The following is a 23,014-nucleotide window of genomic DNA, read 5'->3' on the forward strand; positions in this document are numbered from 1 at the left end:
AGGAGTACTTAAAACAAGAACCATGTCGACTACCGATACAAAACTAGGATTGAAGGAGAACGCCACACAGTTCTGGCTGTTGGTGCTCGTAAATGGCTTTGTGGGTGCCATGGTCGGACTGGAGCGCTCCGTCATTCCTGAATTTGCCGAAACAGTTTTTGGCATCAGCGGACACACCGCGCTTCTGTCGTTTATCGTGGCTTTTGGTCTGGCAAAGTCTTTTGCCAACATGATGATGGGCAGACTCACACTGCGCTTCACCCGCAAGCAACTTTTGTTAATAGGTTGGTTGTTTGCGCTACCAGTGCCCTGGCTCTTGCTCTATGCTAACAACTGGTGGTGGGTAATCTTTGCTAACTTACTGCTCGGCATCAACCAAGGCCTAGCCTGGTCGGCTACCGTGGTCATGAAGATTGACCTGGTAGGCGAAAAGAATCGCGGACTGGCAATGGGAATCAACGAGTTTGCCGGTTACCTGGCCGTCGGGCTGATCGCATTTCTGGCAGGCTATATCGCCTCCACCACCGGCGAAGTGACCTATGCCTTTATACCAGGTATAGCTTTCTCGATTATCGGTCTGCTTTTGACCTGGTTCTTCGTCCGTGATACCTACGCTCACGTCAAAACTGAGACGGCGCAGACCAGCATACCGCTGCTTCGCAACGTTTGGAAAGACACTACCTGGCGGCATGCCAATCTGGGCTCTGTCACGCTGAGTGGCTTTGTCAATAACATGAACGACGGTATCCTGTGGGGTTTGCTGCCGGTGCTGCTGATGAGCAAAGGCTACACCTTGCAGCAGGTGGGTCTGCTGGCAGGTATCTATCCGGCGGTGTGGGGCCTCGGACAATTAGTGACAGGAAAGCTAGGCGATGTGCTTTGCAAGAAGCAACTGCTGAGTCTGGGTATGATGCTACAGGGCGTTGCCATCGGCGTTTTATTCTTCAGCCAGGCCTATGCGGTCGTGATCGCGGCACTGGTATTATTGGGAGCCGGCACCGCGCTGGTATACCCGAACTTCCTGTCTGTAGTAGCCGAAAACACGCACCCGGAGCAGCGCCCGAAGAGCCTGGGTATCTTCCGCTTCTGGCGGGACTTCGGTTATGTGGCCGGAGCCGTGGCTGCCGGTGTGTTCAGCGACCTCTTTGGTGTGGAGTTTGTACTATTGGGCACGGCCATCCTGACCGTCGGCGCTGGCGTGCTGTCCGAAATACGGATGTGCTGCACCAAAAAGCTCTTGTGGCATAGTCTGGAATGCGGGACAAACTTGGTCGCCCAAACTTAAAATAGTAAATTTACCTGTATACCGGCTGGCTATACCTGCTGGTAAAACCCAAACTATGAAGCACACGCTGCTCCTTCTTTTAAGCACCTTGCTACTCCTTTTCATGCTGGCACAAGCTCATAAGCCAGTGAATAGGGTTGACTGTGCGCTTAAAAGTGAGTTAAAAACAACGGATGCACAAAAAAAACCCAAGCGCACCTGCGCTAAGAAGTGTCTGAAGCACCAGACGCACTCCGAACAAAAGAACGCTGCTAATGTCACGATCGACTGCAGCCAGCAGCACTTCGCGGTGGTGCACGACACACAGCCTGACTTATTTTCTGCTTCCTCAGCTGGGCAGCAGTATAGACTCCTCGCTCCATCTAAACTCCCTGCTCCTAGTCTTGGGGCTGATCCAGACCCACCGCGATTTTCTTCATAGACCGAAGGCATTATGCCGACACAGCCAAGGAATAAAAGGTAGAAAGTTTTATGGTGATGGCCTGCGGGATGTCGCTCTAGCAGTTCAACATCGACGCCACTACGCTAATAGATGGTGTAGAAGTGATTCCGAACGGCCTGACTTATATGTTCGACCTGCAGGAACAAGGCTATACACTGTGGAGTTATAAGCTTGAGGTAACAAAATATAGTCTCAGAAGAGACTCAGTAAAATTGATCTAAACTGATTCGCGAAAACCGAATCTTATTAAAGAAATATATCATGGACAAGAATAATTTTTCAATCAAAAACATACCTGGCTGGGCGATTACGCTCGGCATTTTCGGTATCCTATACCTGACGGGTCTGCATACCGAAGCTATCGGGCAGGTGCAGCGCATTCTGTTGGCAACAGGTATAAAAAATGCCGATGTGCCGGCCATAGATGAGGTTGTGAATACCTCAGCCGAAACTACAGCCAATGCTTCTACCGGGGCATCCATGGCAGGTGCCGGCTTCAAGATGGTAGGCCTTGATGGTAAAACCGTAGCATTCGAAAGTCTGAAGGGCAAGGTCATTTTCCTGAACATCTGGGCAACCTGGTGTCCGCCTTGTATTGCCGAAATGCCAAACATCCACAGCCTGTACAAGAAAATGGATCCGAATAAAGTGGCGTTCGTGATGCTGTCGGTAGACGAAGGCGGCATGGCCAAGGTGAAAAAGTTCATCGACAAGAAAGGCTATACCTTCCCGGTGTACATGCCCGCCAACCAGTTTCCGCAGGAGTTTTACAGCACTGCTATACCTACCACGTTCATCATCTCGCCTGAAGGCAAGATCGTAGCCAAGCAGGAAGGTATGGCCGAATACGACACCAAAGAAGTGCGCGAGTTTCTACAGGGGCTCTCGAAATAAGTACACTGAAAAATAGCCGGTTCTAAACATATTGCCGGCTATTTTTTTATACTTACAAAATCAAATCCCCGGGGACAAATTCTCTAGACAATTCATTGCCAGTACAGCTGCATGGAAAAATACTGGAACATCTTCACAAGCTCTTTTTCGGACTACGGCAATTACCTGTGGCGTGAAATGCTGCACCCGAGCTGGGGCAACTATTTCTACTGGCTGCTGGGGTTATCGCTGCTTTTCTGGCTGCTGGAGATCGTGCTGCCCTGGCGCAAGGGCCAGCCTGTCATCCGGCAGGATTTCTGGCTCGACGGCTTCTACATGTTTTTCAACTTTTTCCTGTTCTCGCTGGTTGGTTTTAACGCAATCTCAAATATCGGCGTAGAGGCTTTCAATGATTTTCTGGGCCTGTTCGGCATCCAGAATGTAGTCGCCTTCGAGATACAGTCCTGGCCGGTGTGGGCGCAGCTGCTCACGTTGTTTGTGTTGCGCGATTTCATTCAGTGGAACGTGCACCGCCTCCTGCACCGCTCCGATTTTCTGTGGCGCTTCCACAAGGTACACCACTCGGTGCAGCAGATGGGATTCGCGGCGCACCTGCGTTTCCACTGGGGTGAAACGGTTGTCTACCGTACCATCGAGTACATCCCGCTGGCTATGATCGGCTTTGGTATTCAGGACTTCTTCCTGGTGCACATTTTCGCCACCGCCATCGGGCACTTCAACCACTCCAACCTGCACATTCCACTGGGCCCACTGCGCTACCTGTTCAACAACCCACAAATGCACATCTGGCACCACGCCCGGCACATGCCTCGTAGGTATGGCGCTAACTATGGCATTAGTCTGAGCCTGTGGGATTACCTGTTCGGCACGGCTTACATGCCGGAAGACGGACGCGATATTGAGCTTGGTTTCGAGGAAGTAGAAGCTTATCCGAAGTCGTTTCTGGAGCAACAGGTATATCCTTTCAAAGAGCGGGTAGCTATACCCGTGGAAGCAGTATCACAGACAAAGACTAAACTTATACCTGCTGAAGAAGCAGTTTCGCAGGATTAAGGTGTAAAGTATTCCATCCGCTTGAGCGAAACGCTTGCTGGTGATTAAACTTTGGGGCCATTTGCAACTGGCCTCACATGGCGCGAACGATTCGCACAGGAGGCGACCGGTCCAAACGAGCGCGGTAATATTCCAGTTTTTTGTTAACTTTCTAATCCTCAAACTCCAACACTCCCGTATGTTGCACCACGAAGTTCAATCGGAAGACAAAATTCTATTCTTCAAGAAGGAATACATTTCGGAGTTCGTGTACGGGGGTATAGACGGGGCCATTACCACCTTTGCCGTGGTGGCGGGTGCTGAGGGGGCTAACTTAGGTATAGCAGTTGTGATTATCCTGGGGCTGGCCAACCTGATTGCAGACGGCTTCTCCATGTCGGTGGGCAACTTCTTCTCCACCAAGGCGCAGCGCGATAATTTTGACCGTCACCGGGCCCGCGAATATTGGGAAGTCGATAACCTGGGCGAGATCGAAAAACAGGAAGTCCGGGAGATTTACGAAGCCAAAGGCTTTAAGGGCGAGCTGCTGAACCAGGTAGTCGAGGTCATTACTTCTGACAAAGACGTGTGGGTGGACACCATGATGAAAGAAGAGCTGGAAATGACCAAAGATGACAAAACCCCCATCAAAACAGCTTCTGTTACCTTTATCAGCTTTATTGTAGTGGGTTCTATACCGCTTTTAGCTTACATATTTGCAGGTCTCGATTCAGGTATAGCAGGAGCCGAACTTTTCCTTTACTCCAGCATCCTGACGGCTATCGCCATGACGATCGTAGGTGCTCTCAAAAGCATTGTAACCGAGCGGAACATCATGGCAGGTATAGCCGAAACACTGCTGCTTGGTGGTTTGGCCGCTATGCTGGCTTATTTTGTAGGCGATGTGCTGCAAAGTGTTTTTATGTAAAAAACCAGGCCTGTGGCAAAATCTCTGCCAGCCTGTTTTTTTGAATGGTGTCCAAGAATAAATAACCGATAAAGTAATCGTGTATTTCAATTAAAAGGCCTGCTTTAACAGAGCAGGCCTTTCGGTTTTATAGGCCGATTCTGTGTAAAAACGGGTGAACGATAAATGACTGTAAATTAAAATTTCCGCTTCGCTAGTTGCCTCGTAAATAGTAGTATATTTGCGGTTGCTTATGGCCCTGGTTCAGCTTAAATACCGCTTCCTGAGACATTTGATCGTGTCGCTTGCTCTGCTCTGGGCCGTACTGCTCCATGGCACTGCAAGCTATGCCTATGGTGCGGCTTTAACTCAGCCCAGCTCTGCCAGCATCGCCCAGGGCGAGTCCCTGAACAGTGAAATCAACAGCACTGGCCTGCAACAAGGTGTGCTATTCCTGGCCGAGGAAGGAACAGCCTCCACCCTGACGATCAGTCTACAGCCTGCAGCCACGGCTTCCAAAGCACCTGGTATCTGGTTTACAGGTCATAAGTCAATTCCGCCCTACGCTGCGCGGGCGCCCGGCGACAACTTCTTCTGCCAATTTTTCTACACTTCCAGTCAGCCCCAGGCTCCCTAGGCTGCTACCCCATTCTCATTCCTTTTGAGTGAGCCTGCTCTGAAACAGCGCGCATACCTGGCCCCGAGCAACTACAGGTATAGCCCCTGCTGCCCAACAGCCTTACTTACAACTTTCAATAACCCATGATCCGGCTGCTCGCATAGGCTCTGCAGCTTTTGGTGCCCTTTACAAGCTGTAAAGCGGCTGATGCTTTCTGTCGCTGTCTTAATGGCCGTCAGGGAACAATTGATCCTATTATCCTCAAAACAAAATTTATTATACCTCACAAATGAACAGCATCGCAATTTTTGCCTTCATAGGAAGCCTGGGAGGCGCAGAAGTAACCATTATTATATTTGCCATCCTGCTACTGTTTGGCGCAAAACGCATACCTGAACTTGCCCGCGGCATGGGCCGTGGTATCCGGGAGTTTAAGGACGCGACAAACGAGATCAAGAGCGAGCTCGACAAGTCTGTCCACGACAAGGGTGAAAAGAAATAAGGGGTAAGCCCGGCACGAATAGCTCCTTATTGGATGGATATCATTTATTATGTGGCAGATTTTATTCTGCACATTGACCAGCACCTGGTGCAGTTGGTGCAGGAGTACCAGCAGTGGATCTACATGATCCTGTTTCTCATCATGTTCTGCGAAACAGGCCTGGTAGTTACGCCCTTCTTACCGGGCGATTCGCTGCTGTTTGCGCTCGGCGCACTGGCTGCTATACCTGCTTCAGGCCTTAACCTGTTGCTGTTGATGGGGCTGCTGATCGTGGCAGCCATACTGGGTGACTCATTCAATTATTTTGCAGGAAGCAAAATCGGAAGTCGCATTTACCTGCGTGACTTCTGGTTTATGCGTCGGTCGCACCTGGACCAGACACAGCGATTCTTCGAAAAGTATGGCGGGCGCACTATCATTTATGCGCGCTTTGTGCCTATCATTCGCACCTTTGCTCCTTTTGTGGCAGGTATTGCCAACATGAATTACAGGCGCTTCTTCAGCTTCAACGTGGTTGGAGCCATCGTATGGGTGGTATTTTTTATGGTGACAGGCTACCTGTTTGGTAACCTGCCGGCCGTAAAGCGGCATTTCTCGCTGCTTATTCTGGCCATCATCGTGTTATCCATGGCTCCTCCCATCGTTGCCGCCCTCAAAAACCGGCTGTCGAAGAGTAGTACCCCGCAGATTTAAAATTTACTAAAGCATTAGACCAATTAAATTTATGAACAAGGCCTATTTGCCTCTGGCTACGCTGCTGTGCATTACCATAGCCGCCATTCTCACTTTGCTTCAGCAGTATGAAGTGATCGCACTGCCTGCCGAAGCACTCACTGCCATCCGCTGGACCGGCACGGCTGTGCTGCTGCTCTACGGTTTGCAAAAGCGTAACCTCACTACCTGGATCCTGATCAGCATGGTGGTCGGTGCCCAGATCGGCTATGATTTTCCGCAGGTAGCCCAGCACCTGAACGTGCTGAGTAAGGTCTTCCTGAAGCTCATCAAGACGATCATCGCGCCTTTGATTTTCGCCACACTGGTGGTAGGTATAGCTGGCCACGCCAACCTGAAGCAGATCGGCAGTATGGGCTGGAAAGCGATCCTGTACTTTGAAATCGTGACCACGCTGGCCTTGTTCATCGGTCTGGCTGCCATCAACATCAGCAAAGCCGGCGAAGGCATCAACATAGCAGGTATAGCCGAGACCGAAGAGATTCAGGCCCCTGCCAAACAAACCTGGTCCGACATCATCCTGCACGTGTTTCCGGAGAACGTTGCCAAGTCCGTTGCCGAAGGGCAGGTACTGCAGATCGTGGTGTTCAGCGTGATCTTCGCCATCGGTCTGGCCATGGTAACGGAGAAGAAGCGCAAGCCCATGCTCGACTTCTGCGAGAGCCTTTCTGAGACCATGTTCAAGTTCACCAACATCATCATGTACTTCGCCCCGATTGGGGTGGGTGCTGCCATTGCCTATACCGTGGGTCACATGGGCTTTGGTATCCTGGTGAATTTGTTCCAGCTCCTGGCGACGCTGTATGTGGCGCTGCTGGCTTTTGTGCTGTTGGTGCTCCTGCCCGTTGCCCTCATCGCCCGCATCCCGATCGTGCGTTTCCTGAAAGCCATATCGGGGCCGGTGTCAATTGCCTTTGCCACCACCAGCTCGGAGGCGGCTCTGCCACGTGCCATGGAAGAGATGGAGAAGCTGGGTGTGCCGCGACGCATCGTGGCTTTTGTAATGCCGACCGGCTACAGTTTTAACCTCGACGGCACCACGCTATACCTGGCCCTGGCCGCGGTGTTTGTGGCGCAGGCCGCAGGTATAGACCTGAGCTGGGAGCAGCAGCTGCTGATGGTGTTTACGCTGATGCTCACCAGCAAGGGCGTGGCCGGTGTGCCGCGTGCCTCACTCGTGATCCTGCTCGGTACAGTCGCTTCCTTCAACCTGCCTGTGTGGCCGCTGTTTGCCATCCTGGGTATAGACGAGCTCATGGACATGGCCCGCACCTCCATCAACGTGACCGGCAACTGTCTGGCCACCGCCGTGGTAGCACGCTGGGAAGGTGAGTTTGATTTGCAGCCGGAAACAGGTCTGGTGGAGACAACCAATCCGGAGCTTTTAGAAAAGAAGCAGGAAGAAGTACCTGCATAGCGTCTTCATTCACAAACACAACACCCTCATTTTTTATAAATCACGTTTTTTCAGATGACAAAGACGCAAAAAAAGAGGCCGCACCTGGCCCCTGTTCAGCCTTATAAATTCAGGAAGCGCTACAATCAGTTTGACATCATCTTTCAGAAAGAGAAGAAGTTCCTCTATTTTATCGCCTTCTCGCTTGTGATGGCAGGCATGGTCTATCCTTATCCGCACATTGCCATGTGGGTGGGCTTTGCCTTCGCCGGCTACTCTGCCATCGCCAACGACAGCATCCAGACCATCGGTACGTTTATCGTATCCAACGAAGACAAAAAATGGTACTGGCAGTGGCTGTTCATGGGGCTTATCTTTCTGGGCACGGTAACTTACAGTTGGTTTGCTTTCGACGGTGACGTGACCTACCAGCGCCTGACTACACCGGGACTCGAAAAGGCTCCCGAAAGCTTCGTATACCTGCAGCTGGCCTCTCCTATCGTGCTGCTGCTCCTGACCAGGTTCCGGATCCCGGTATCGACTACTTTTATGCTGCTCAGCGTGTTCACCGCCACGAGTGCCACGGTACTCGGGATGATCAACAAAAGTCTGGCAGGCTACGTGTTGGCCTTTATTTCGGCCCTGGTTATTTACCTTTTGCTTTCGAAGGTGATCAAGCGCTTTATCAAAGGTGAAGCGCACGTGCTCTGGACGGTGGCACAATGGCTGATCAGCGGCTTTTTGTGGTATATTTGGCTCGTGCAGGACCTGGCGAACATCGCCGTATACCTCCCGCGTCAGCTGGGAGGCATGGAGTTTCTGGCTTTCTCTGGCTTCATCTTCCTGGGGCTTGGTTTCCTGTTCTACATGAAAGGCGACAAAATCCAGCACATCATCAACGAAAAATCAGAAGTGCGGGATGTGCGAAGTGCTACGATCATTGACCTGGTGTACGCCTTGATTCTCTACTATTTCAAGGAACTGAACAACATGCCGATGAGTACCACCTGGGTATTTGTGGGCTTGCTGGCAGGTCGTGAACTGGGCATGCGCATCCGGGCACAGGATTCCAGGGCGGCAATCGGTAAAACAATCAAACTGATCGGTAAAGATGTATTGTCCGTTACCATCGGGTTAATTATCTCCGTGATTCTGGCGGTGGCCATCAATCCGGTGATGCAGCAGGAACTCCTGGACTTCTTCTTTAAATAAAACGCTGCGCATTTATTCTTAGTGAATCACTTATGCTTGAAATACTTATTTATACCTTCCTGCTTAGCATCTCCCCTTTTGGGGAGGCGCGGGCCGGTATACCCTATGCGGTGCTCAACAACATGCCTCTACTCTGGGCTTTTGTAGTCGGTCTGGTCGCCAATCTGCTTATTTTCCCTATACTCGCCTGGCTCATCGAGACCTTTAGCCGAAAACTCTGGCCAAACAGGACTTACAAGAAAGGAGTTATCAAGCTGGGCAGAAGAGCCAAAAAGGGCGTTGGTGCTGACATACAAAAGTATGGTTTCTGGGGGCTGATGGTTTTTGTGATGATCCCTTTGCCTGGCACAGGTGCCTACATGGGCACACTGGCGGCTTACTTTCTGAAGATCGAGCGCAACAAAGCACTGTTGTCTGTGAGCATTGGGGTGTTTATCTCCTGTTTGATCATGGCCGCCGGCTCCTACCTGGGTAATATGGGACTGAAGTCTTTTCCATAAATTACTTTACCTTCGTATCCTTCAACCATCACACAAAAGGTAAGACCTGTTACAATCCAATGCTGAACATACTTCTTTTACTGGCAGGCTTCGTCGCCCTGATCTTTGGAGCCGACAAGCTTGTAGACGCCGCCTCCAGTCTGGCAAAAAAACTGGGTATACCTAATATTGTGATCGGCCTCACCATTGTGGCCTTCGGTACATCGGCGCCGGAACTGGTAGTGAACGTATTTGCGTCCATCAACAACAACATCGAAATGGTGCTCGGCAACGTGCTGGGAAGTAACATTTTTAACGTGCTGGCCATCCTGGGCATTTCCTCGGTCATCTACCCGCTGACGGTAAAGCGCAACACCACCTGGCTCGAGATACCACTCAGTTTGCTGGCGGCGGTGGCGGTGCTTTTTGTCGCCAACGACGTGTTCCTCGACAGTGCCGAGGCTAACCTGATCTCCCGTTCCGACGGACTCCTGCTGTTACTCTTCTTCTGTATTTTCCTGGTCTACAACCTGATGATCGCGAAAGGCGGAAATGAAGACGATGAAGAAAGCGAAACGAAGGACTATACCTATCTGAAGGCGATCTTCTTTATTGCGCTCGGATTGGGCGGCTTAATTTTGGGCGGCAGACTGATCGTAACCAGTGCGGTAGGTATAGCGCAGGCCTTCGGTTTGTCGGAGCGCATCATCGGCCTTACGATCGTGTCGGTAGGTACTTCCCTGCCCGAGCTGGCCACATCGGTGGTAGCGGTTCGCAAAAAGAATGTGGACATCGCCATCGGCAACGTGGTGGGCTCCAATATCTTCAATATTTTCCTGATCCTGGGTGTATCCACGGTCGTTACGCCGCTGCAGGTGAGCACCGCTTCATTCACCGACATCATCTTCAACATCGGTGCTGGTCTGCTGCTGTTCATCTTCATCTTCACAGGCAGAGGCCGACAGCTTGCCCGTTGGGAGGGAGTTGTGTTCCTGCTGCTATACCTGGGGTATCTGGGCTTGCTGGTGAGTCAGGAGTAGTATACCACAGCTCTACTATACAGGCTTTTCATACATCAATGAAAAAAACGCCTGCTTCTTAATGGAGGCAGGCGTTTTTTTGTAGGTTAGCTTTTACTTCACGCTTCGCGGCAAACCTATAGGTCGTTTTCTCAACCGACCCTATATTATAAACTCTTCAGCAGTTTTAGTAATTAACCACCGCTGCCCCTCCAGAGAAAAAGCGGTAGTTAAATCCGATAGGTATAGCGCCCTTATTTAGAAAGTTCTTCAATGAGTCTACGCTTCACGCCGCGCTCTATTTCGCGCTCCACGTTTATCGTATCAACCGCACCGATCTTGTTCGCCAGCGAGTCGATGCCGGTGTAGCGTTCCAGTTCTTTATTGGCAGTGTGGTGCAGCGAGTCAAGGGCCATGCTGGCACCGGATTCCGCTATATTGTAAAGGGTGTCTTCCAGGTTATTTTCTGAGGAGCAGGCTGTAGCGCTTAAAGCGATCGCCACGTAAAGTAATTTCTTCATGATAATAAGGTGATTTCAGGTCTAAGGTACAACTAATACCGGCAGGTATCATACCACTCCTGCATGGAGGGCCCACTGCAAACCCCCGATTCACACATACGACTGCAGCAGCAACCTATAAAGCGTGTATAGCTGGTCAGAAGCACTACCATCAAAACCCCACCTGAACCCATTGGGAGTATAGCGACTTTTGCATACCTTGCATCCCTAATTCGCTTCAAATGAGCACTCCCAGATTCAGGTCTCGCAGTATGCGGACCATGGCGCTCCTGCTGACAGGTATAGCCCTGTGCGCAGGTATAAGTTCCTGTGACAAGGAGCCAGAGTTCAACCTCCCGCCTGTCACGCAAAACGGCAGCAACACATTAGGTTTCAAGGCTAACGGCAAGGTATGGGTCAACTACGGCCAGATCTGTAACTTCTTCGTTTGTGAAGACAACTTCGTAGAAGGCCGGCTGCACAAAAACACCGACGGCACCTATACGCTGGTTGTGCGGGCCGAATACAATTACAAATTCAAGGACGAGAAAAAATACATCTCACAGGATTTCATGTTCAGCGCATACGATGTGGACGGCCCCGGCACCTATACCCTTACGCCGGACCACGAGGACATGGCATCACTGACGATCGACATGACCCAAAACGATTTTTACCACCTGGTACAGGATTCCAGATTGACCTTGCACCTCACCCGCCTTGACACGGTCAGCCACATCGTATCCGGCCAGTTTGAGGGCAAACTAAACCACTATACCGACGCTTCCAAGATCATGCACATTACCGACGGCCGCTTCGACACGAAGCTGACCTACAGCTGGTGATCATTCGTTCAGAAAAGTTATAAGACATATAAAATAGCAGAGGGCCAGTTGGCTGAGGCATTACCGAATTACGGTTTACCTTCACCAACTGGCCCTCCTGTTTGCGGCCTGCCTGCTGCTTCAGGGTTATACCTGCACAGCCTGCAGCTTCGCCATATTTTGCTGGATGATGCTGCTCCATTTCTCGGCCAGCTGCAGCTCGCCACTAAGCATCATGCTACCCTCGCGATTATAGAACGGCAGGTATAGCTCAGGTGCTTTAGGTCCGTGCAGGGCTACACGCAGCACGATCATGTCGATGATGCGGTTCCCGTTCACATCGCGGTGCATGTTGTCGATAGAGGTTCTGCGGACGGAGCTCAGGTCAATGATGATCTCCTGCAGGTCTGCTTCATCGTTGTGCCAGTAAAAGATCCTGCCTTGTGCTTCGTCCAGCCCGATACCGTAGCGCTCGTTCCAGAAATCATGCTGCCCGATGTTGAGTCCCTGTGCGGAGGCAGCTTCCAGGAAAGCTTTCTTTGCTTTGTTGGCTTCCCCTTTTTGTTTGCGTTGAATGAAAAAGATAGGCACCAGAAATACTGCTGTTGCCAAAATACCTAATACGATTGCTTCTAAATCCATTTTATTTAATCCATTAAAATCTGATAATACATAAGGCAGGTATAGCCCTTGGGTGCATACCGGTGCCTATACCTGTTTCCGGATGGTAGGCGTGCTGTTACACCCTCACCAAAAAGGAAAGGGATTTACCAGAAATAATGGAATGGAAAGATGATGTCGCTGACGGCAAGGCCAGGACTGATGTGCCTGATCCGCTGCAGGTAGTGTGCTATCAGCAGTTGCAGCCTGAACTCCTGCAGCTTAGCGGCAAGTGCCGGCGAACCGTGTGAGGCCTGCTTAGAGGAATGGTTTGGCCTGAACTGCCAGCTGCCAGCTTGATCCTCGGCCTGCAAAACCGCCACGGACGGGGCTTGTAGCCTGTCGAGCTCCCTCAGCTCTCCCTGCGCAGCCACCTGCTGCGTAGCTGCAGCCTGCAACTCCACAGCCGCCCCGTATTGCAGACTGAAGAATGCAAACAGGAATGTGAACGAGAGCAATATGTTTTTGACGGCGTAAGGCACGATGCAATTTACGTTTAAAATCAACACATAAGTATACTGTCCCCAAATAATTTGCAGTGCCGCCACCCTGCAAAGTCCTATCAATAAAAATCACCCAATAGCCATACCTCCCGCCATGCCCGATGCAACATACGAGCCGACACAACCTATATCAACTTAGAGCTGTACCCATATATTATAAAAGCTATGAGACGACCTTACAAACATTACCGGAACAGTTTTGGACAGCGCTACTGTACCCTGCGCTACCTGGCCGACCGCAAGATGCTCCACATCATCTGGAAAGGAACTGCGACGGAAGAGAGCATTGAGGAGGTAGAAAAAGGCATTCTGAAAATGATCCGGCAATTTCCCTGTCGTTCGATCCTGAACGATGTGCAGGACTTTTTTCAGGCACCCGCCGCCTACCTGGCCTACCTGAGCTGGAGCGAATGGGACTCGAAAGTGAAAGAAACCTCGGAGGTACGCTGCATTGCCAATGTACTGCCCGTTGATGCCCCGGTACCACAGTTGGAGGGGCTGCATCCCGACTCGCTGGAGATCAAATACTTCGTACATCTCATGGACGCCATGGAGTGGCTCAATCAAAAGAAACTGACCTGATCGCCCCCTCTCCCGACTACTGTTTCATCCTTTCAACAATCGTCTCTGTAACACCGTATTAAGCACAGCACCTCCCGTCGCTTTGGTGGCAGGCCCAGGTGACCGAGCTAAAACTATGAAAAAATAAAAAAGCAACATGGCTGAAATACGAATTGAGAAAAAGAAAAAACCTGTGTGGCCCTGGATCCTGCTGGTCGTGATCCTGCTCCTGCTGGGATGGGCCATCTATGAACTGGTTCTCAAAGACGGACAAACGCAGGCATTGGCCGCTGTTTTCCCGCTGGCGCACATACCAGCACCTGACCTGATTCCTGATATACAAAGAACTTAATCTGACCGTAATGAATGACAATGATTTAAGAAATGAAAGGCTGGTACCTTTGGGCGAGCTCAAGGACTACCAGGTAGCCAAAGACAATACCGACGTCAGGGGCTGGCGAGTGGTGGGTGCCGACGGCGAAAAAATAGGCGATGTAAAAGACCTGATCGTGGACATGCAGGCCATGAAAGTGCGCTACCTCTCTGTGTTGGGCGAGCACCGCTTTTTCGACCGCGACCGCGACACCTTTCTGCTGGTGCCCATCGGAGCGGCCGCGCTCGACCGCAAGGGCAAAAACATCTTTCTCTCTTCTGTAGATTCCAGCAGCATCAGCCGCTACCCGGTGTACCCGGGCGGGCCGATCTCGACTGACTATGAGTATGCCGTGCGGGATAACTTCCGGCGGGCCCACCGCGATACCATCGATGAGCGTTCAGACTATAAAGCTGAGTTTGACGAGGCCGTTCAGGAGCAGCCGGCAGGCACGCACCGCATCAGCGATGACTTTTACAACGACGAGTCGTTCAGCGAAGACCGCTTTTACGCATCCAACGTATCGACCCACGATCTGAACCGCAGGGACACACTTGTGACAGATCACCCGGACACCACAAGCCGGGAGCCGCGCATCAAGCCCGTTGAAGAATCCATTTCCACCATCGAGCGCCTGGAGGAATTGCGCGAAAGGGGCTCCATTACCGAAGAGGAGTTCATTCTGCTCAAGAAAAGAGCCCTGGACTCCTAGCCCGCAAAGCTATGTGACTGCTATACCTGCAAGGCCGCCTTATAACAGAGCGCGGCCTTGTTGTTAGGGGGCTAAGCGAACCTATTCAAAACAATCCAGTACTAGAATGATTATACTGTCAATACCGACCACAAAACAGATAACACTATGAAATTATCCAGACTCCTCGTTCTTTCTGCTCTAGGTATGGCAACCATGGGGGCCTCCTGCAGCGAGGACACGACCACTCAGCAGAACAATGACCAGCAAGAGCCTGTTGCCGCCCAGGAAGACTGTCAGCCAGTTGAAACGGGCCAGGCGAATACTCCTGATCAGAAGCCTACTTTCGAAGGGCAGACCCGTGTCTGCGGGATCAAGTCTGAAACTCAGTTTGATGTGCAGGTGCTCACTAAAAACCTCCAGAAGCCATGGGCAGTGGAGCCACTTCCGGACGGGAATCTGCTCGTTACGGAAAAGTCCGGCAACATGCGCATCGTATCAGCATCCGGACAGATCGGCAATCCGATAACGGGTGTGCCCAAAGTGGATGCCCGCGGACAAGGTGGTTTGCTGGACGTGGCCCTCAGCCCCGACTTCGGCTCGGATCGCATGATCTACTGGAGCTTTTCTGAGCCTCGCAAAGGGGGTAATGCCACCAGCGTGGCCAGGGCAAGGCTGAGTGATGACCGCAGCCGCCTCGAAAACGTGGAGGTGATCTTCCAGGCGCAGCCAACTTATAACGGCACCCTCCACTACGGTTCCCGCTTAGCTTTCGGGCCGGATGGCATGCTGTACATCACCCTTGGTGAGCGATCTGATATAGAAGTTCGTCCGCAGGCACAGCAGATGAACAGCCACATGGGCAAGATCATCCGCATAGCGCCGGACGGAAAAGTGCCGGACGACAATCCTTTTGTAAACCAGAACAACACGCTGCCTGAGATCTGGACAGCCGGTCACCGCAACGTGCAGGCGGCTGCATTTAATGATGCAGGCGAGCTTTGGATAGTGGACCATGGCCCGCAGGGTGGTGATGAAGTGAACAAAATAGAGAAAGGCAAAAACTACGGCTGGCCAGTGGTTACCTTCGGAGAGGAGTACTCTGGTGCACCAATACCTAACGCAGTCACGACCAAGGAAGGCTACGTGGACCCGGTCTACTACTGGGATCCGGTGATTGCGCCTTCGGGAGCGCAGTTCTATACCGGCAGTGCTTTTCCGGAGTGGAAGGGTAACCTGTTCGTAGGCGGTCTCCGCGCACAAGCGCTGGTGCGCCTGCGCATCGAGAACAACCGCGTAACTGGCGAGGAGCACCTGCTCACCGACCGCAAGCAGCGTATACGCGATGTGCGCCAGGGGCCGGACGGAGCACTATACGTGGTCACCGACCAGGAGAACGGCGAACTGTGGAAGATCACGCCGAGGTAAGCTACAACAGAACAGAAAACAGAAAAGGACAGGTATAGGCCTGTCCTTTTCTGTTTTTTATGCGGGTAGATTTTACTGCTGCGAAACAGGAATAACAACACGGAGCATATCCCAGGTGATCTGGATGCTGCCAGCGCCACTATCTGCCGAAATGATTTCATAGCGAAGTCGTTCCTGCTTTACAGGAGCTATTTCGGGCTGCACAGTGAAGCGCAGCACATCTTCTGACTCTGCGTAGTCATCGGCCAGGTGCTGGTCCCAGTTTTTGTTGATGATGATGGTCCACTCCTGCTCGCCCGGTATGGTGAATAGCGCATACTTGCCCGCTGGCAGCGGCTTCCCTCCTATGGTGATGTCCTTGTCAGTCATCAGGCTGGTTGCCGTGTGTGCTCCTGTTACCCATACCTGGTTGTAAGCTACTAATCCGCCCCAGATCTGTCGTCCGCGCACGGCGGGCGAGTGATAGGCGATGGTCAGGTGTGCGTCGCCTATCATGCCGTGGGCCTCGGCTTTCAGGCTGCCTTTCAAGGTATCCGGCTCTGCCTGTGCGCCGATGATGGTCGCTCCTTCGCTGGCTTGCATGTTGTGACCGGCGTGGCTTTCCTGCGTGTCAGTGGATGCTTCCTGGTTTTGCTCAGGCTGGTTGCAGTATGTCAGGGATGTGGCGAGCAGTACGCCAAGTGCAAGTTGGGTATAGCGTTTTATTAGCATAGTTTTAGGTATATGGTTTACAGAATTTACGATTTTGAAGCGCTCAAGCTACACATTATATCGCAATAAGACGGCATCCGCATGCTGCCGAACGAAAAACCAGATCAGAGAGTATAAGAAAACACAGCAAAATGCAGCATCCATTTACTCTAAGTTTAAGACCAACATGAACGACAACAGCTACGATACCCTGTCCCAGGCACTGAACGATTTGAAGAAGCGCGGCTATACCGAAGACTTCAACCTGAAAGAGAACTGCATTGTCTGCACCACAAAACCGATGGAGCTGAAACCCGAGGAGTTCGAAGTCGATGAAGTGCACCGATTCGAAGGCATGAGCAACCCCGACGACAATTCGGTGGTGTACGCTATTTCGTCATCGCGAGGTGTAAAAGGCGTGCTGGTGGACGCCTACGGTGCCTACGCTGATGCGATTACCCCTGAAATGGCACAGAAGCTAAGAGCTTAAAAAGGCTAAAGCCATGGACCACGACCATCATCACCATCAGGGAAATCAGCAGCAGGCCAGACAGCAAAAGGACCGGATAACAGAAGGGTTAGAAGAGAAGACGCTGCACGGGCACGAGCATGCCATGCACAAAAACACCAGCGGGCACCCGCCACATGGGGAGCATGGCCACGACCATCACCGCATGATGATCGAGGACTTTAAAAAGCGCTTCTGGATCTCACTTGCGCTCTCCATACCTGTGATCATCCTGAGCCCAATGGTGCAACATATTTTGGGCTTTTCGCTAAATGTGCCCTATGGTATGTACATCGCTTTCGTGCTCTCCTCTATCATCTATTTCTATGGCGGCTGGCCCTTCCTGACTGGTCTGGCCGAGGAGGTAAAGAAAGGCGCACCGGGTATGATGACACTGATCGGCGTGGCCATCACGGTGGCCTGCCTTTACAGCACCGCCATCGTGTTTGGGCTGGAGGGTATGGACTTTTTCTGGGAACTGGCCACTCTGATCGTGATCATGCTGCTGGGGCACTGGATCGAGATGCGCTCCGTGCTCGGCGCCTCCAAAGCGCTGGAATTGCTGGTGAGCATGATGCCCGCCGAAGCCATGCTGATAAAGGATGGGGAGACGGTGCGGGTACGCATTGAGGAACTGCAGAAAGGCGACCTGATCCTGGTGAAGCCCGGCGAGAAAGTACCCGCCGATGGCGTGGTGGAAGACGGTGAAAGTCACCTGAACGAGAGCATGCTCACAGGCGAGAGCAAACCAGTAAAGAAAACCAAAGAAGACAGGGTGATTGGCGGCTCCATCAACGGCAACGGCGCACTGCGGGTGAGGGTGGAGTTTACCGGCAAAGAAAGCTACCTCAACAAGGTGATCAAGCTGGTGCAGGATGCCCAGAAAACGAAATCGGAGACACAGCGGCTGGCCGATCGTGCCGCCAAATGGCTAACTTACATTGCTCTTTTCGCTGGCTTTGGCACGCTGTCCGTTTGGCTGCTGCTCGGGCAGGAATTTGCTTTTGCTCTCGAGCGTATGGTGACGGTCATGGTAATATCCTGTCCGCACGCCCTGGGGTTAGCCGTTCCGCTGGTGGTGGCGATCTCTACGGCAGTATCGGCTAACAATGGCCTGCTTATCCGCAACCGTACGGCTTTTGAAAACTCCCGCCTCATCACAACCATCATCTTCGACAAAACCGGCACCCTCACCCAGGGCTCGCACGAAATTGCCTCAGTCGTGACGTTCAACAATGAAATAGACAAACGGGAAATGCTGCGGCTGGCTGCCGGTGTGGAACAGAACTCCGAACATTTCATCGCTCAGAGCATACTCCGCAAAGTAAAAGAAGAAGGTATAGCCGTGCCTCCCTCCCAGTCATTCAACTACCTGCCCGGCAAAGGACTGGAAGGTGTAGTCGAGGGCCGGAACGTGAAAGTGGTGGGGCCGAACTATATGAGAGAATATAATATAGCCGTGCCGTCCAGTGAAGCCGAAGAAGGCGTGGAAACAGTTGTCTACACACTGGTAGAAGGTAATCCGGTTGGTTACATCACCATGCGCGACCAGATACGGGAAGAGTCTGCCGAAGCTATAAGAATTCTGAAAGAGAACGGTATCAAGAACCTGCTGCTGACCGGCGACAACGAACGGGTGGCGAAGAGTGTGAGCGACAAACTGAAAATGGATGGCTATCTGGCCAATGTGCTGCCGCACCAGAAACAGGAGAAGGTGAAAGAGTTGCAGGACAAAGGGGAGTTTGTGGCCATGACCGGCGACGGTGTGAACGACGCCCCTGCCCTGGCGCAGGCCGATGTAGGTATAGCCGTGGGTTCCGGAACTGACGTAGCCGCCGAAACGGCTGACATCATCCTGGTCAACAGCAATCCGCAGGACATCGCCTCGCTCATCCTTTTCGGCAAAGCCACTTATCGCAAAATGATACAGAACCTGATCTGGGCAACTGGATACAACGTCATCGCGCTGCCCCTGGCTGCTGGCGTACTCTATAACCAGGGAATAATGGTGTCGCCTGCCGTGGGTGCGGCTTTAATGAGTTTAAGCACTGTGATTGTGGCAATCAATGCGCAATTGCTGCGCCGGCAGATCAGGTAGATGCACAAGTATAGAAAATAGCTAAATTACAGGCTACTCCTTTTAGATGGAGTGATCTATCAAAACCAAAAATATAAAACCATGAAAAACGCATTACTTCCCCTCTTGGCCCTCCTCCTGATCAGTGCGAGCAGCTGCCAGCGATCAGACAATGTACAGGAAATACTGCGTGATGAAGAGGAACGACACCAGGTATACAACGCCATACTGGAAGACGAGCAGATGCGTAACGAAATGATGGTGTACATGCGGGACAAAAATATGGGAGCCGGTATGATGCGGGGTGACATGATGCAGGGCGGCATGATTGGCGATACGGCTGGAATGGTTTCCCTGCACCGCCAGCAAATGCAGCAGCACATGAAACAGATGATGACTCTCTGCGATGCTGACACCGCAGCCTGCAATGAAATGAGTCGCCTGATGCTGCAGCACCAGGGTATGATGAGCAGCATGATGCAACGCATGCAAAAGCAGGGAATAGTCGACTCCAGCCACGTAAACCGGATGCGCCAGCGTATGAACCGCTGATGAAAGCCTTTCCACCAGGGCAGCCTTCATTCTTGTGTATTTTATTTCCCATCATTCATGCAGCTACTCTACGCGATAGCAGGTATAATCCTCATCCTATTTGTATTCAAAGACTTGATCACGACCACCTTGTCCTTTCAGGGAGGTGGGCGTCTGACAAATTTCCTGTCAGAAAAAACATGGCGCATGTGCCTGAAAATGGCAGGTAATGACGGCAAAAAGAAAATGCTTGAGCGGGTCGGTCATATGCTGCTGGTCCTTATCATTCTTACTTGGGTGGCAGGTATGTGGCTGGGGTCTTTTCTGCTGCTCCTCTCCGATCCGGCCTCGGTCCTGAACAGCAGCACGGACGAGATCACTACCGCCTGGGAGAAGCTTTACTTTGCCGGCTATACCTTATCAACCATGGGTAACGGCGATTACAAGCCCAGCTCTTATGTATGGGACATCGTTACCAACCTGCTTGCTTTCAGCGGACTCGCTTTCATCACCATTTCCATTACCTACATCATGCCGGTACTTTCAGCGGTTATCCTGCAGGTGAAGCTCAGCGTATTCCTCAACAGCCTCGGCAATTCCCCCCAGCAAGTGCTGCTGAATAGCTGGAACGGTGAGAACTTTGAACGCCTGCTCAGGCACGACGGCGACCTGGCCGACATGATCACACAGCACAGCCAGAACCACAAAGCCTACCCGATCATCCATTACTTCCACAGCGTTGAACAGCGGCAATCCGTCATCCTCAACCTGACGATCTTCGACGAGGCCATCAATTTTCTGCAGTTTGGTGTGCAGGACGAGGCCAGGCCTTCCGATGCAGACCTGCTCACCATCAGGGGAGCGCAGGATTACTACCTGTTTGTGCTGGAACGACATCAGAAAAACGAAGAGCAGGAGCCATATTCTTTTCCGGAAATGAACTGGGATGCCCTGATTGAAGCGGGTATACCACTTAAAACAGACCGCCTAAGAGAATTTAACTCCACCGAAACCTACAAAAAGCGCCGCGAGATATTGACTTACCTCCTCTACCAGGATGGCTGGCAGTGGAAAGATATTTATCGTCCGAATCCGGTATAGGCTGTATCTCAAAAAAATCTGCTCTTTCATTTTGAAATGCCGATTACAAATCGCAATTTTACGATAATAAAATTCACCTATGGGCTTATCCAAGACAGAACAATTTACAGAAGAAGAAATCCTGATCGCCCGCTTTGCTAAAGCTTTGGGTCATCCGGCCCGCATTGCCATTCTGCGTGTGCTGCTGGAGCGCAAGGCCTGCATCTGCGGCGATATAGTGGATGAACTGCCGCTGTCGCAGTCCACGGTATCGCAACACCTGAAAGAGCTGAAGGAAGCCGGCCTTATTCAGGGGGACATTGACGGCAAAAAAGTGTGCTATTGCATCAACGAGCAGGTATGGAAACAGGCGCAGGAGACGCTGGCCGTGTTGTTCCAAAGCTACACGTCTTGTGACAGCAGCTGTTGCTAAAAAAATTTGTTTCAATCCATCGTAATTTACCGATAAACTAAAGCTAAAAACTATGAACAAGGCAGAAGAACTCAAGAAAATAGTGCGCGACAAGTACAGTGAGATCGCACTGCAAAGCAAAGAGCAAAATGCAGCCTCATGCTGCGGCGCCACAGGCTGCGGCACCGTGGACTATGCCATTTTTGCGGATAATTACACCGAGCTGGAAGGCTACAACCCGGATGCAGACCTTGGGCTGGGCTGCGGCGTACCAACCGAGTTTGCCCAGATCAGCAAAGGTAATACAGTAGTTGACCTGGGCTCCGGTGCTGGCAACGACTGCTTTGTGGCGCGTGCGCTGGTAGGCGAAAGCGGCAAGGTGATCGGCGTTGATATGACCGAGGCCATGATTGCCAAGGCCCGTGAAAATGCTGATAAGCTGGGCTTCAACAATGTGGAGTTCCGTCAGGGTGAGATCGAAGCACTTCCGATTGCAGCCAACCGTGCCGACGTGGTGATCAGTAATTGCGTACTCAACCTGGTGCCGGACAAGCGGCAGGCCTTTGCCGAGACTTTCCGGGTACTGAAGCCGGGTGGTCATTTCAGCATTTCGGATGTGGTGCTGGTAGGCGACCTGCCGGAAGGCATCGTGCAGGCCAGCGAAATGTATGCCGGATGTGTTTCGGGAGCGATTCAGAAAGAGGAGTACCTTCAAATAATCAAGGAAGTTGGTTTCGAGAACATCACGGTGCAGAAAGAAAAAGCAATTCATGTGCCAGACGATATCCTGCAGGACTACCTGGATGCGGAAGGTATAAAAGCCTTCAGAGAAAGTAACACCGGCATCTACAGCATCACGGTTTACGGCAGCAAGCCAATAGAGAACCTGGCCTGTACACCTGGCAGTGGCTGCTGCTAAGGTTTAATTATTAAGCTATACAGAACGACTGCCACCTGCAGGTAGGGCAGGTAGTCCTTTCATGCAAAAAACCATCCGAAGGGAGGAGCAGCTCTCCTTCGGATGGTTTTTTTAATATAGTAACTATGCTTTATCATTTACCCAACGAAGCGATAACGAGCAAAAGTAAAGATAGTTGAATGCCCGTCGCTATACCTGCCCCTGCCAGGGCCTTATTCTTTTTCTTGCGGTGCGCCTGCTCTTTATAACCGCTCACAAAGCTTTGCTCTGACAGCAAACGCGCGTCCGACACTTTGGTAGCAGTAATTTTCGGTGGCGTACCCGCAATGATAGCGCTCCCGGCCAGTCCGAGCGGAAACATGACCATAGCGCTGGCTGCAGAGCCCCACATGGCACCATTTCCTTTGTAAAACCTATCAGCTTCCTGTCTGCCCAGCGCATAGAGCTGATCCGGTGACATAGTGCCTCCCGCATAGATCAGGCTATCAGTCAGATGCTGTTCAAAGACCTCTTTCGTCCCATTCTCAAACTTCACCATACACACCTCGGCTTTTGGCAGCCGCCACGTCACACCTTGCAAAGAGTCCGGATGCTGATACAGCACATCGAGGAGAGTGATTTCCAACACGCGGGCAGGCAACTCCTCTCCCGAAACTTTGACAATGATATCCTGTGCCAGCAGCACCTGCTGCATTCCCAGAAATACTATGAGCAGTAGAAACTTCTTCATCACCTGAC

28 protein-coding genes are annotated in these 23,014 nt (G+C 51.7%); 23 read left to right on the forward strand and 5 right to left on the reverse strand.

Annotated elements, in window-relative coordinates:
* Positions 1–22 precede the first annotated feature (22 nt).
* The 12 genes from AC5FXQ_RS05555 to AC5FXQ_RS05610 all read left to right on the forward strand — a co-directional run bounded on the left by AC5FXQ_RS05555 (position 23) and on the right by AC5FXQ_RS05610 (position 10,540).
* A complete protein-coding gene (locus AC5FXQ_RS05555; protein ID WP_493601500.1) occupies positions 23–1,285 on the forward strand; it encodes an MFS transporter in 1,263 nt (420 codons plus the stop codon).
* Positions 1,286–1,340: 55 nt separating this feature from the next.
* Positions 1,341–1,706: a hypothetical protein gene (locus AC5FXQ_RS05560; protein WP_493601501.1), complete on the forward strand. Its 366-nt coding sequence runs from the start codon at positions 1,341–1,343 to the stop codon at positions 1,704–1,706.
* A gap of 282 nt (positions 1,707–1,988) precedes the next feature.
* Positions 1,989–2,621, forward strand: coding sequence for a TlpA disulfide reductase family protein (locus AC5FXQ_RS05565; RefSeq protein ID WP_493601502.1), 633 nt, complete (start codon positions 1,989–1,991; stop codon positions 2,619–2,621).
* 111 nt (positions 2,622–2,732) lie between these two features.
* Positions 2,733–3,674 (forward strand): sterol desaturase family protein, encoded by a 942-nt coding sequence (locus tag AC5FXQ_RS05570; protein WP_493601503.1) that lies wholly within the window; start codon positions 2,733–2,735, stop codon positions 3,672–3,674.
* A 178-nt stretch (positions 3,675–3,852) separates the two neighbouring features.
* Positions 3,853–4,581, forward strand: coding sequence for a VIT1/CCC1 transporter family protein (locus tag AC5FXQ_RS05575; protein WP_493601504.1), 729 nt, complete (start codon positions 3,853–3,855; stop codon positions 4,579–4,581).
* A 232-nt stretch (positions 4,582–4,813) separates the two neighbouring features.
* Positions 4,814–5,197 carry a hypothetical protein gene (locus tag AC5FXQ_RS05580; protein WP_493601505.1) on the forward strand — a complete coding sequence of 128 codons (384 nt, stop codon included), beginning with the start codon at positions 4,814–4,816 and terminating at the stop codon, positions 5,195–5,197.
* A gap of 271 nt (positions 5,198–5,468) precedes the next feature.
* Positions 5,469–5,681: a Sec-independent protein translocase subunit TatA/TatB gene (locus AC5FXQ_RS05585; protein ID WP_493601506.1), complete on the forward strand. Its 213-nt coding sequence runs from the start codon at positions 5,469–5,471 to the stop codon at positions 5,679–5,681.
* A gap of 33 nt (positions 5,682–5,714) precedes the next feature.
* Positions 5,715–6,374 (forward strand): DedA family protein, encoded by a 660-nt coding sequence (locus AC5FXQ_RS05590; RefSeq protein WP_493601507.1) that lies wholly within the window; start codon positions 5,715–5,717, stop codon positions 6,372–6,374.
* 31 nt (positions 6,375–6,405) lie between these two features.
* On the forward strand, positions 6,406–7,830 hold the full coding sequence (locus tag AC5FXQ_RS05595; protein WP_493601508.1) for a dicarboxylate/amino acid:cation symporter: 1,425 nt from the start codon (positions 6,406–6,408) through the stop codon (positions 7,828–7,830).
* Positions 7,831–7,884: 54 nt separating this feature from the next.
* Entirely contained in the window at positions 7,885–9,021 is a 1,137-nt protein-coding gene (locus AC5FXQ_RS05600; protein ID WP_493601509.1) for a hypothetical protein, read from the forward strand.
* Positions 9,022–9,053: 32 nt separating this feature from the next.
* Positions 9,054–9,521, forward strand: a complete 468-nt coding sequence (locus tag AC5FXQ_RS05605) for a COG2426 family protein (RefSeq protein ID WP_493601510.1) — start codon at positions 9,054–9,056, stop codon at positions 9,519–9,521.
* Positions 9,522–9,580: 59 nt separating this feature from the next.
* The gene (locus AC5FXQ_RS05610; RefSeq protein ID WP_493601511.1) at positions 9,581–10,540 is read left to right on the forward strand and encodes a calcium/sodium antiporter; all 960 of its coding nucleotides are present in this window, start codon (positions 9,581–9,583) and stop codon (positions 10,538–10,540) included.
* A gap of 233 nt (positions 10,541–10,773) precedes the next feature.
* Here AC5FXQ_RS05610 and AC5FXQ_RS05615 read toward each other — a convergent pair whose 3' ends face one another.
* A complete protein-coding gene (locus tag AC5FXQ_RS05615) occupies positions 10,774–11,040 on the reverse strand; it encodes a hypothetical protein (protein WP_493601512.1) in 267 nt (88 codons plus the stop codon).
* A 260-nt stretch (positions 11,041–11,300) separates the two neighbouring features.
* On the opposite strand from AC5FXQ_RS05615, the gene AC5FXQ_RS05620 reads away from it, so the two are divergent.
* Positions 11,301–11,864: a Riean_0653 family protein gene (locus AC5FXQ_RS05620; RefSeq protein WP_493601513.1), complete on the forward strand. Its 564-nt coding sequence runs from the start codon at positions 11,301–11,303 to the stop codon at positions 11,862–11,864.
* A gap of 126 nt (positions 11,865–11,990) precedes the next feature.
* Here the strand turns inward: AC5FXQ_RS05620 and AC5FXQ_RS05625 are convergent, their stop codons facing one another.
* Positions 11,991–12,485: a hypothetical protein gene (locus AC5FXQ_RS05625; protein ID WP_493601514.1), complete on the reverse strand. Its 495-nt coding sequence runs from the start codon at positions 12,483–12,485 to the stop codon at positions 11,991–11,993.
* A gap of 125 nt (positions 12,486–12,610) precedes the next feature.
* Positions 12,611–12,985: a hypothetical protein gene (locus AC5FXQ_RS05630; protein ID WP_493601515.1), complete on the reverse strand. Its 375-nt coding sequence runs from the start codon at positions 12,983–12,985 to the stop codon at positions 12,611–12,613.
* Between the two features lie 186 nt (positions 12,986–13,171).
* Between AC5FXQ_RS05630 and AC5FXQ_RS05635 the strand changes: the two genes are divergently transcribed.
* The 4 genes from AC5FXQ_RS05635 (at position 13,172) to AC5FXQ_RS05650 (ending at position 16,059) form a co-directional block, all read left to right on the forward strand.
* A complete protein-coding gene (locus tag AC5FXQ_RS05635; RefSeq protein WP_493601516.1) occupies positions 13,172–13,588 on the forward strand; it encodes a hypothetical protein in 417 nt (138 codons plus the stop codon).
* A 136-nt stretch (positions 13,589–13,724) separates the two neighbouring features.
* Positions 13,725–13,919: a hypothetical protein gene (locus AC5FXQ_RS05640; RefSeq protein WP_493601517.1), complete on the forward strand. Its 195-nt coding sequence runs from the start codon at positions 13,725–13,727 to the stop codon at positions 13,917–13,919.
* A 49-nt stretch (positions 13,920–13,968) separates the two neighbouring features.
* Complete coding sequence (locus tag AC5FXQ_RS05645; RefSeq protein ID WP_493601518.1) at positions 13,969–14,652, forward strand: PRC-barrel domain-containing protein; 684 nt, start codon at positions 13,969–13,971, stop codon at positions 14,650–14,652.
* 147 nt (positions 14,653–14,799) lie between these two features.
* The gene (locus tag AC5FXQ_RS05650; protein ID WP_493601519.1) at positions 14,800–16,059 is read left to right on the forward strand and encodes a PQQ-dependent sugar dehydrogenase; all 1,260 of its coding nucleotides are present in this window, start codon (positions 14,800–14,802) and stop codon (positions 16,057–16,059) included.
* Between the two features lie 72 nt (positions 16,060–16,131).
* Here the strand turns inward: AC5FXQ_RS05650 and AC5FXQ_RS05655 are convergent, their stop codons facing one another.
* The gene (locus AC5FXQ_RS05655) at positions 16,132–16,770 is read right to left on the reverse strand and encodes a DUF2911 domain-containing protein (RefSeq protein WP_493601520.1); all 639 of its coding nucleotides are present in this window, start codon (positions 16,768–16,770) and stop codon (positions 16,132–16,134) included.
* Between the two features lie 166 nt (positions 16,771–16,936).
* Here AC5FXQ_RS05655 and AC5FXQ_RS05660 point away from each other — a divergent pair, with 166 nt between their 5' ends.
* From AC5FXQ_RS05660 to AC5FXQ_RS05685, 6 genes are all read left to right on the forward strand, one after another.
* The gene (locus AC5FXQ_RS05660; RefSeq protein ID WP_493601521.1) at positions 16,937–17,239 is read left to right on the forward strand and encodes a phosphoribosylpyrophosphate synthetase; all 303 of its coding nucleotides are present in this window, start codon (positions 16,937–16,939) and stop codon (positions 17,237–17,239) included.
* Positions 17,240–17,252: 13 nt separating this feature from the next.
* Positions 17,253–19,355 (forward strand): copper-translocating P-type ATPase, encoded by a 2,103-nt coding sequence (locus tag AC5FXQ_RS05665; protein WP_493601522.1) that lies wholly within the window; start codon positions 17,253–17,255, stop codon positions 19,353–19,355.
* A gap of 81 nt (positions 19,356–19,436) precedes the next feature.
* Complete coding sequence (locus tag AC5FXQ_RS05670; RefSeq protein ID WP_493601523.1) at positions 19,437–19,886, forward strand: hypothetical protein; 450 nt, start codon at positions 19,437–19,439, stop codon at positions 19,884–19,886.
* Between the two features lie 57 nt (positions 19,887–19,943).
* Complete coding sequence (locus tag AC5FXQ_RS05675; protein WP_493601524.1) at positions 19,944–20,966, forward strand: ion channel; 1,023 nt, start codon at positions 19,944–19,946, stop codon at positions 20,964–20,966.
* A 79-nt stretch (positions 20,967–21,045) separates the two neighbouring features.
* Complete coding sequence (locus AC5FXQ_RS05680) at positions 21,046–21,378, forward strand: ArsR/SmtB family transcription factor (RefSeq protein ID WP_493601525.1); 333 nt, start codon at positions 21,046–21,048, stop codon at positions 21,376–21,378.
* Positions 21,379–21,430: 52 nt separating this feature from the next.
* On the forward strand, positions 21,431–22,276 hold the full coding sequence (locus tag AC5FXQ_RS05685) for an arsenite methyltransferase (protein WP_493601526.1): 846 nt from the start codon (positions 21,431–21,433) through the stop codon (positions 22,274–22,276).
* A 133-nt stretch (positions 22,277–22,409) separates the two neighbouring features.
* Here the strand turns inward: AC5FXQ_RS05685 and AC5FXQ_RS05690 are convergent, their stop codons facing one another.
* On the reverse strand, positions 22,410–23,006 hold the full coding sequence (locus AC5FXQ_RS05690; protein WP_493601527.1) for a hypothetical protein: 597 nt from the start codon (positions 23,004–23,006) through the stop codon (positions 22,410–22,412).
* Positions 23,007–23,014 lie beyond the last annotated feature (8 nt).

The sequence above is a fragment of the Pontibacter sp. LHS1 genome, from assembly GCF_058932855.1.

Bases quoted from the DNA above. Each gene is read 5' to 3' on its own strand.
- AC5FXQ_RS05670 (WP_493601523.1), top strand. From the start codon at position 19,437: ATGAAAAACGCATTACTTCCCCTCTTGGCCCTCCTCCTGATCAGTGCG.
- AC5FXQ_RS05560 (WP_493601501.1), top strand. From the start codon at position 1,341: ATGAAGCACACGCTGCTCCTTCTTTTAAGCACCTTGCTACTCCTTTTC.
- AC5FXQ_RS05685 (WP_493601526.1), top strand. From the start codon at position 21,431: ATGAACAAGGCAGAAGAACTCAAGAAAATAGTGCGCGACAAGTACAGT.
- AC5FXQ_RS05585 (WP_493601506.1), top strand. From the start codon at position 5,469: ATGAACAGCATCGCAATTTTTGCCTTCATAGGAAGCCTGGGAGGCGCA.
- AC5FXQ_RS05575 (WP_493601504.1), top strand. From the start codon at position 3,853: ATGTTGCACCACGAAGTTCAATCGGAAGACAAAATTCTATTCTTCAAG.
- AC5FXQ_RS05580 (WP_493601505.1), top strand. From the start codon at position 4,814: ATGGCCCTGGTTCAGCTTAAATACCGCTTCCTGAGACATTTGATCGTG.
- AC5FXQ_RS05570 (WP_493601503.1), top strand. From the start codon at position 2,733: ATGGAAAAATACTGGAACATCTTCACAAGCTCTTTTTCGGACTACGGC.
- AC5FXQ_RS05640 (WP_493601517.1), top strand. From the start codon at position 13,725: ATGGCTGAAATACGAATTGAGAAAAAGAAAAAACCTGTGTGGCCCTGG.
- AC5FXQ_RS05620 (WP_493601513.1), top strand. From the start codon at position 11,301: ATGGCGCTCCTGCTGACAGGTATAGCCCTGTGCGCAGGTATAAGTTCC.
- AC5FXQ_RS05665 (WP_493601522.1), top strand. From the start codon at position 17,253: ATGGACCACGACCATCATCACCATCAGGGAAATCAGCAGCAGGCCAGA.
- AC5FXQ_RS05635 (WP_493601516.1), top strand. From the start codon at position 13,172: ATGAGACGACCTTACAAACATTACCGGAACAGTTTTGGACAGCGCTAC.
- AC5FXQ_RS05625 (WP_493601514.1), bottom strand. From the start codon at position 12,485: ATGGATTTAGAAGCAATCGTATTAGGTATTTTGGCAACAGCAGTATTT.
- AC5FXQ_RS05675 (WP_493601524.1), top strand. From the start codon at position 19,944: ATGCAGCTACTCTACGCGATAGCAGGTATAATCCTCATCCTATTTGTA.
- AC5FXQ_RS05660 (WP_493601521.1), top strand. From the start codon at position 16,937: ATGAACGACAACAGCTACGATACCCTGTCCCAGGCACTGAACGATTTG.
- AC5FXQ_RS05655 (WP_493601520.1), bottom strand. From the start codon at position 16,770: ATGCTAATAAAACGCTATACCCAACTTGCACTTGGCGTACTGCTCGCC.
- AC5FXQ_RS05680 (WP_493601525.1), top strand. From the start codon at position 21,046: ATGGGCTTATCCAAGACAGAACAATTTACAGAAGAAGAAATCCTGATC.
- AC5FXQ_RS05615 (WP_493601512.1), bottom strand. From the start codon at position 11,040: ATGAAGAAATTACTTTACGTGGCGATCGCTTTAAGCGCTACAGCCTGC.
- AC5FXQ_RS05690 (WP_493601527.1), bottom strand. From the start codon at position 23,006: ATGAAGAAGTTTCTACTGCTCATAGTATTTCTGGGAATGCAGCAGGTG.
- AC5FXQ_RS05650 (WP_493601519.1), top strand. From the start codon at position 14,800: ATGAAATTATCCAGACTCCTCGTTCTTTCTGCTCTAGGTATGGCAACC.
- AC5FXQ_RS05565 (WP_493601502.1), top strand. From the start codon at position 1,989: ATGGACAAGAATAATTTTTCAATCAAAAACATACCTGGCTGGGCGATT.
- AC5FXQ_RS05610 (WP_493601511.1), top strand. From the start codon at position 9,581: ATGCTGAACATACTTCTTTTACTGGCAGGCTTCGTCGCCCTGATCTTT.
- AC5FXQ_RS05590 (WP_493601507.1), top strand. From the start codon at position 5,715: ATGGATATCATTTATTATGTGGCAGATTTTATTCTGCACATTGACCAG.
- AC5FXQ_RS05595 (WP_493601508.1), top strand. From the start codon at position 6,406: ATGAACAAGGCCTATTTGCCTCTGGCTACGCTGCTGTGCATTACCATA.
- AC5FXQ_RS05600 (WP_493601509.1), top strand. From the start codon at position 7,885: ATGACAAAGACGCAAAAAAAGAGGCCGCACCTGGCCCCTGTTCAGCCT.
- AC5FXQ_RS05555 (WP_493601500.1), top strand. From the start codon at position 23: ATGTCGACTACCGATACAAAACTAGGATTGAAGGAGAACGCCACACAG.
- AC5FXQ_RS05605 (WP_493601510.1), top strand. From the start codon at position 9,054: ATGCTTGAAATACTTATTTATACCTTCCTGCTTAGCATCTCCCCTTTT.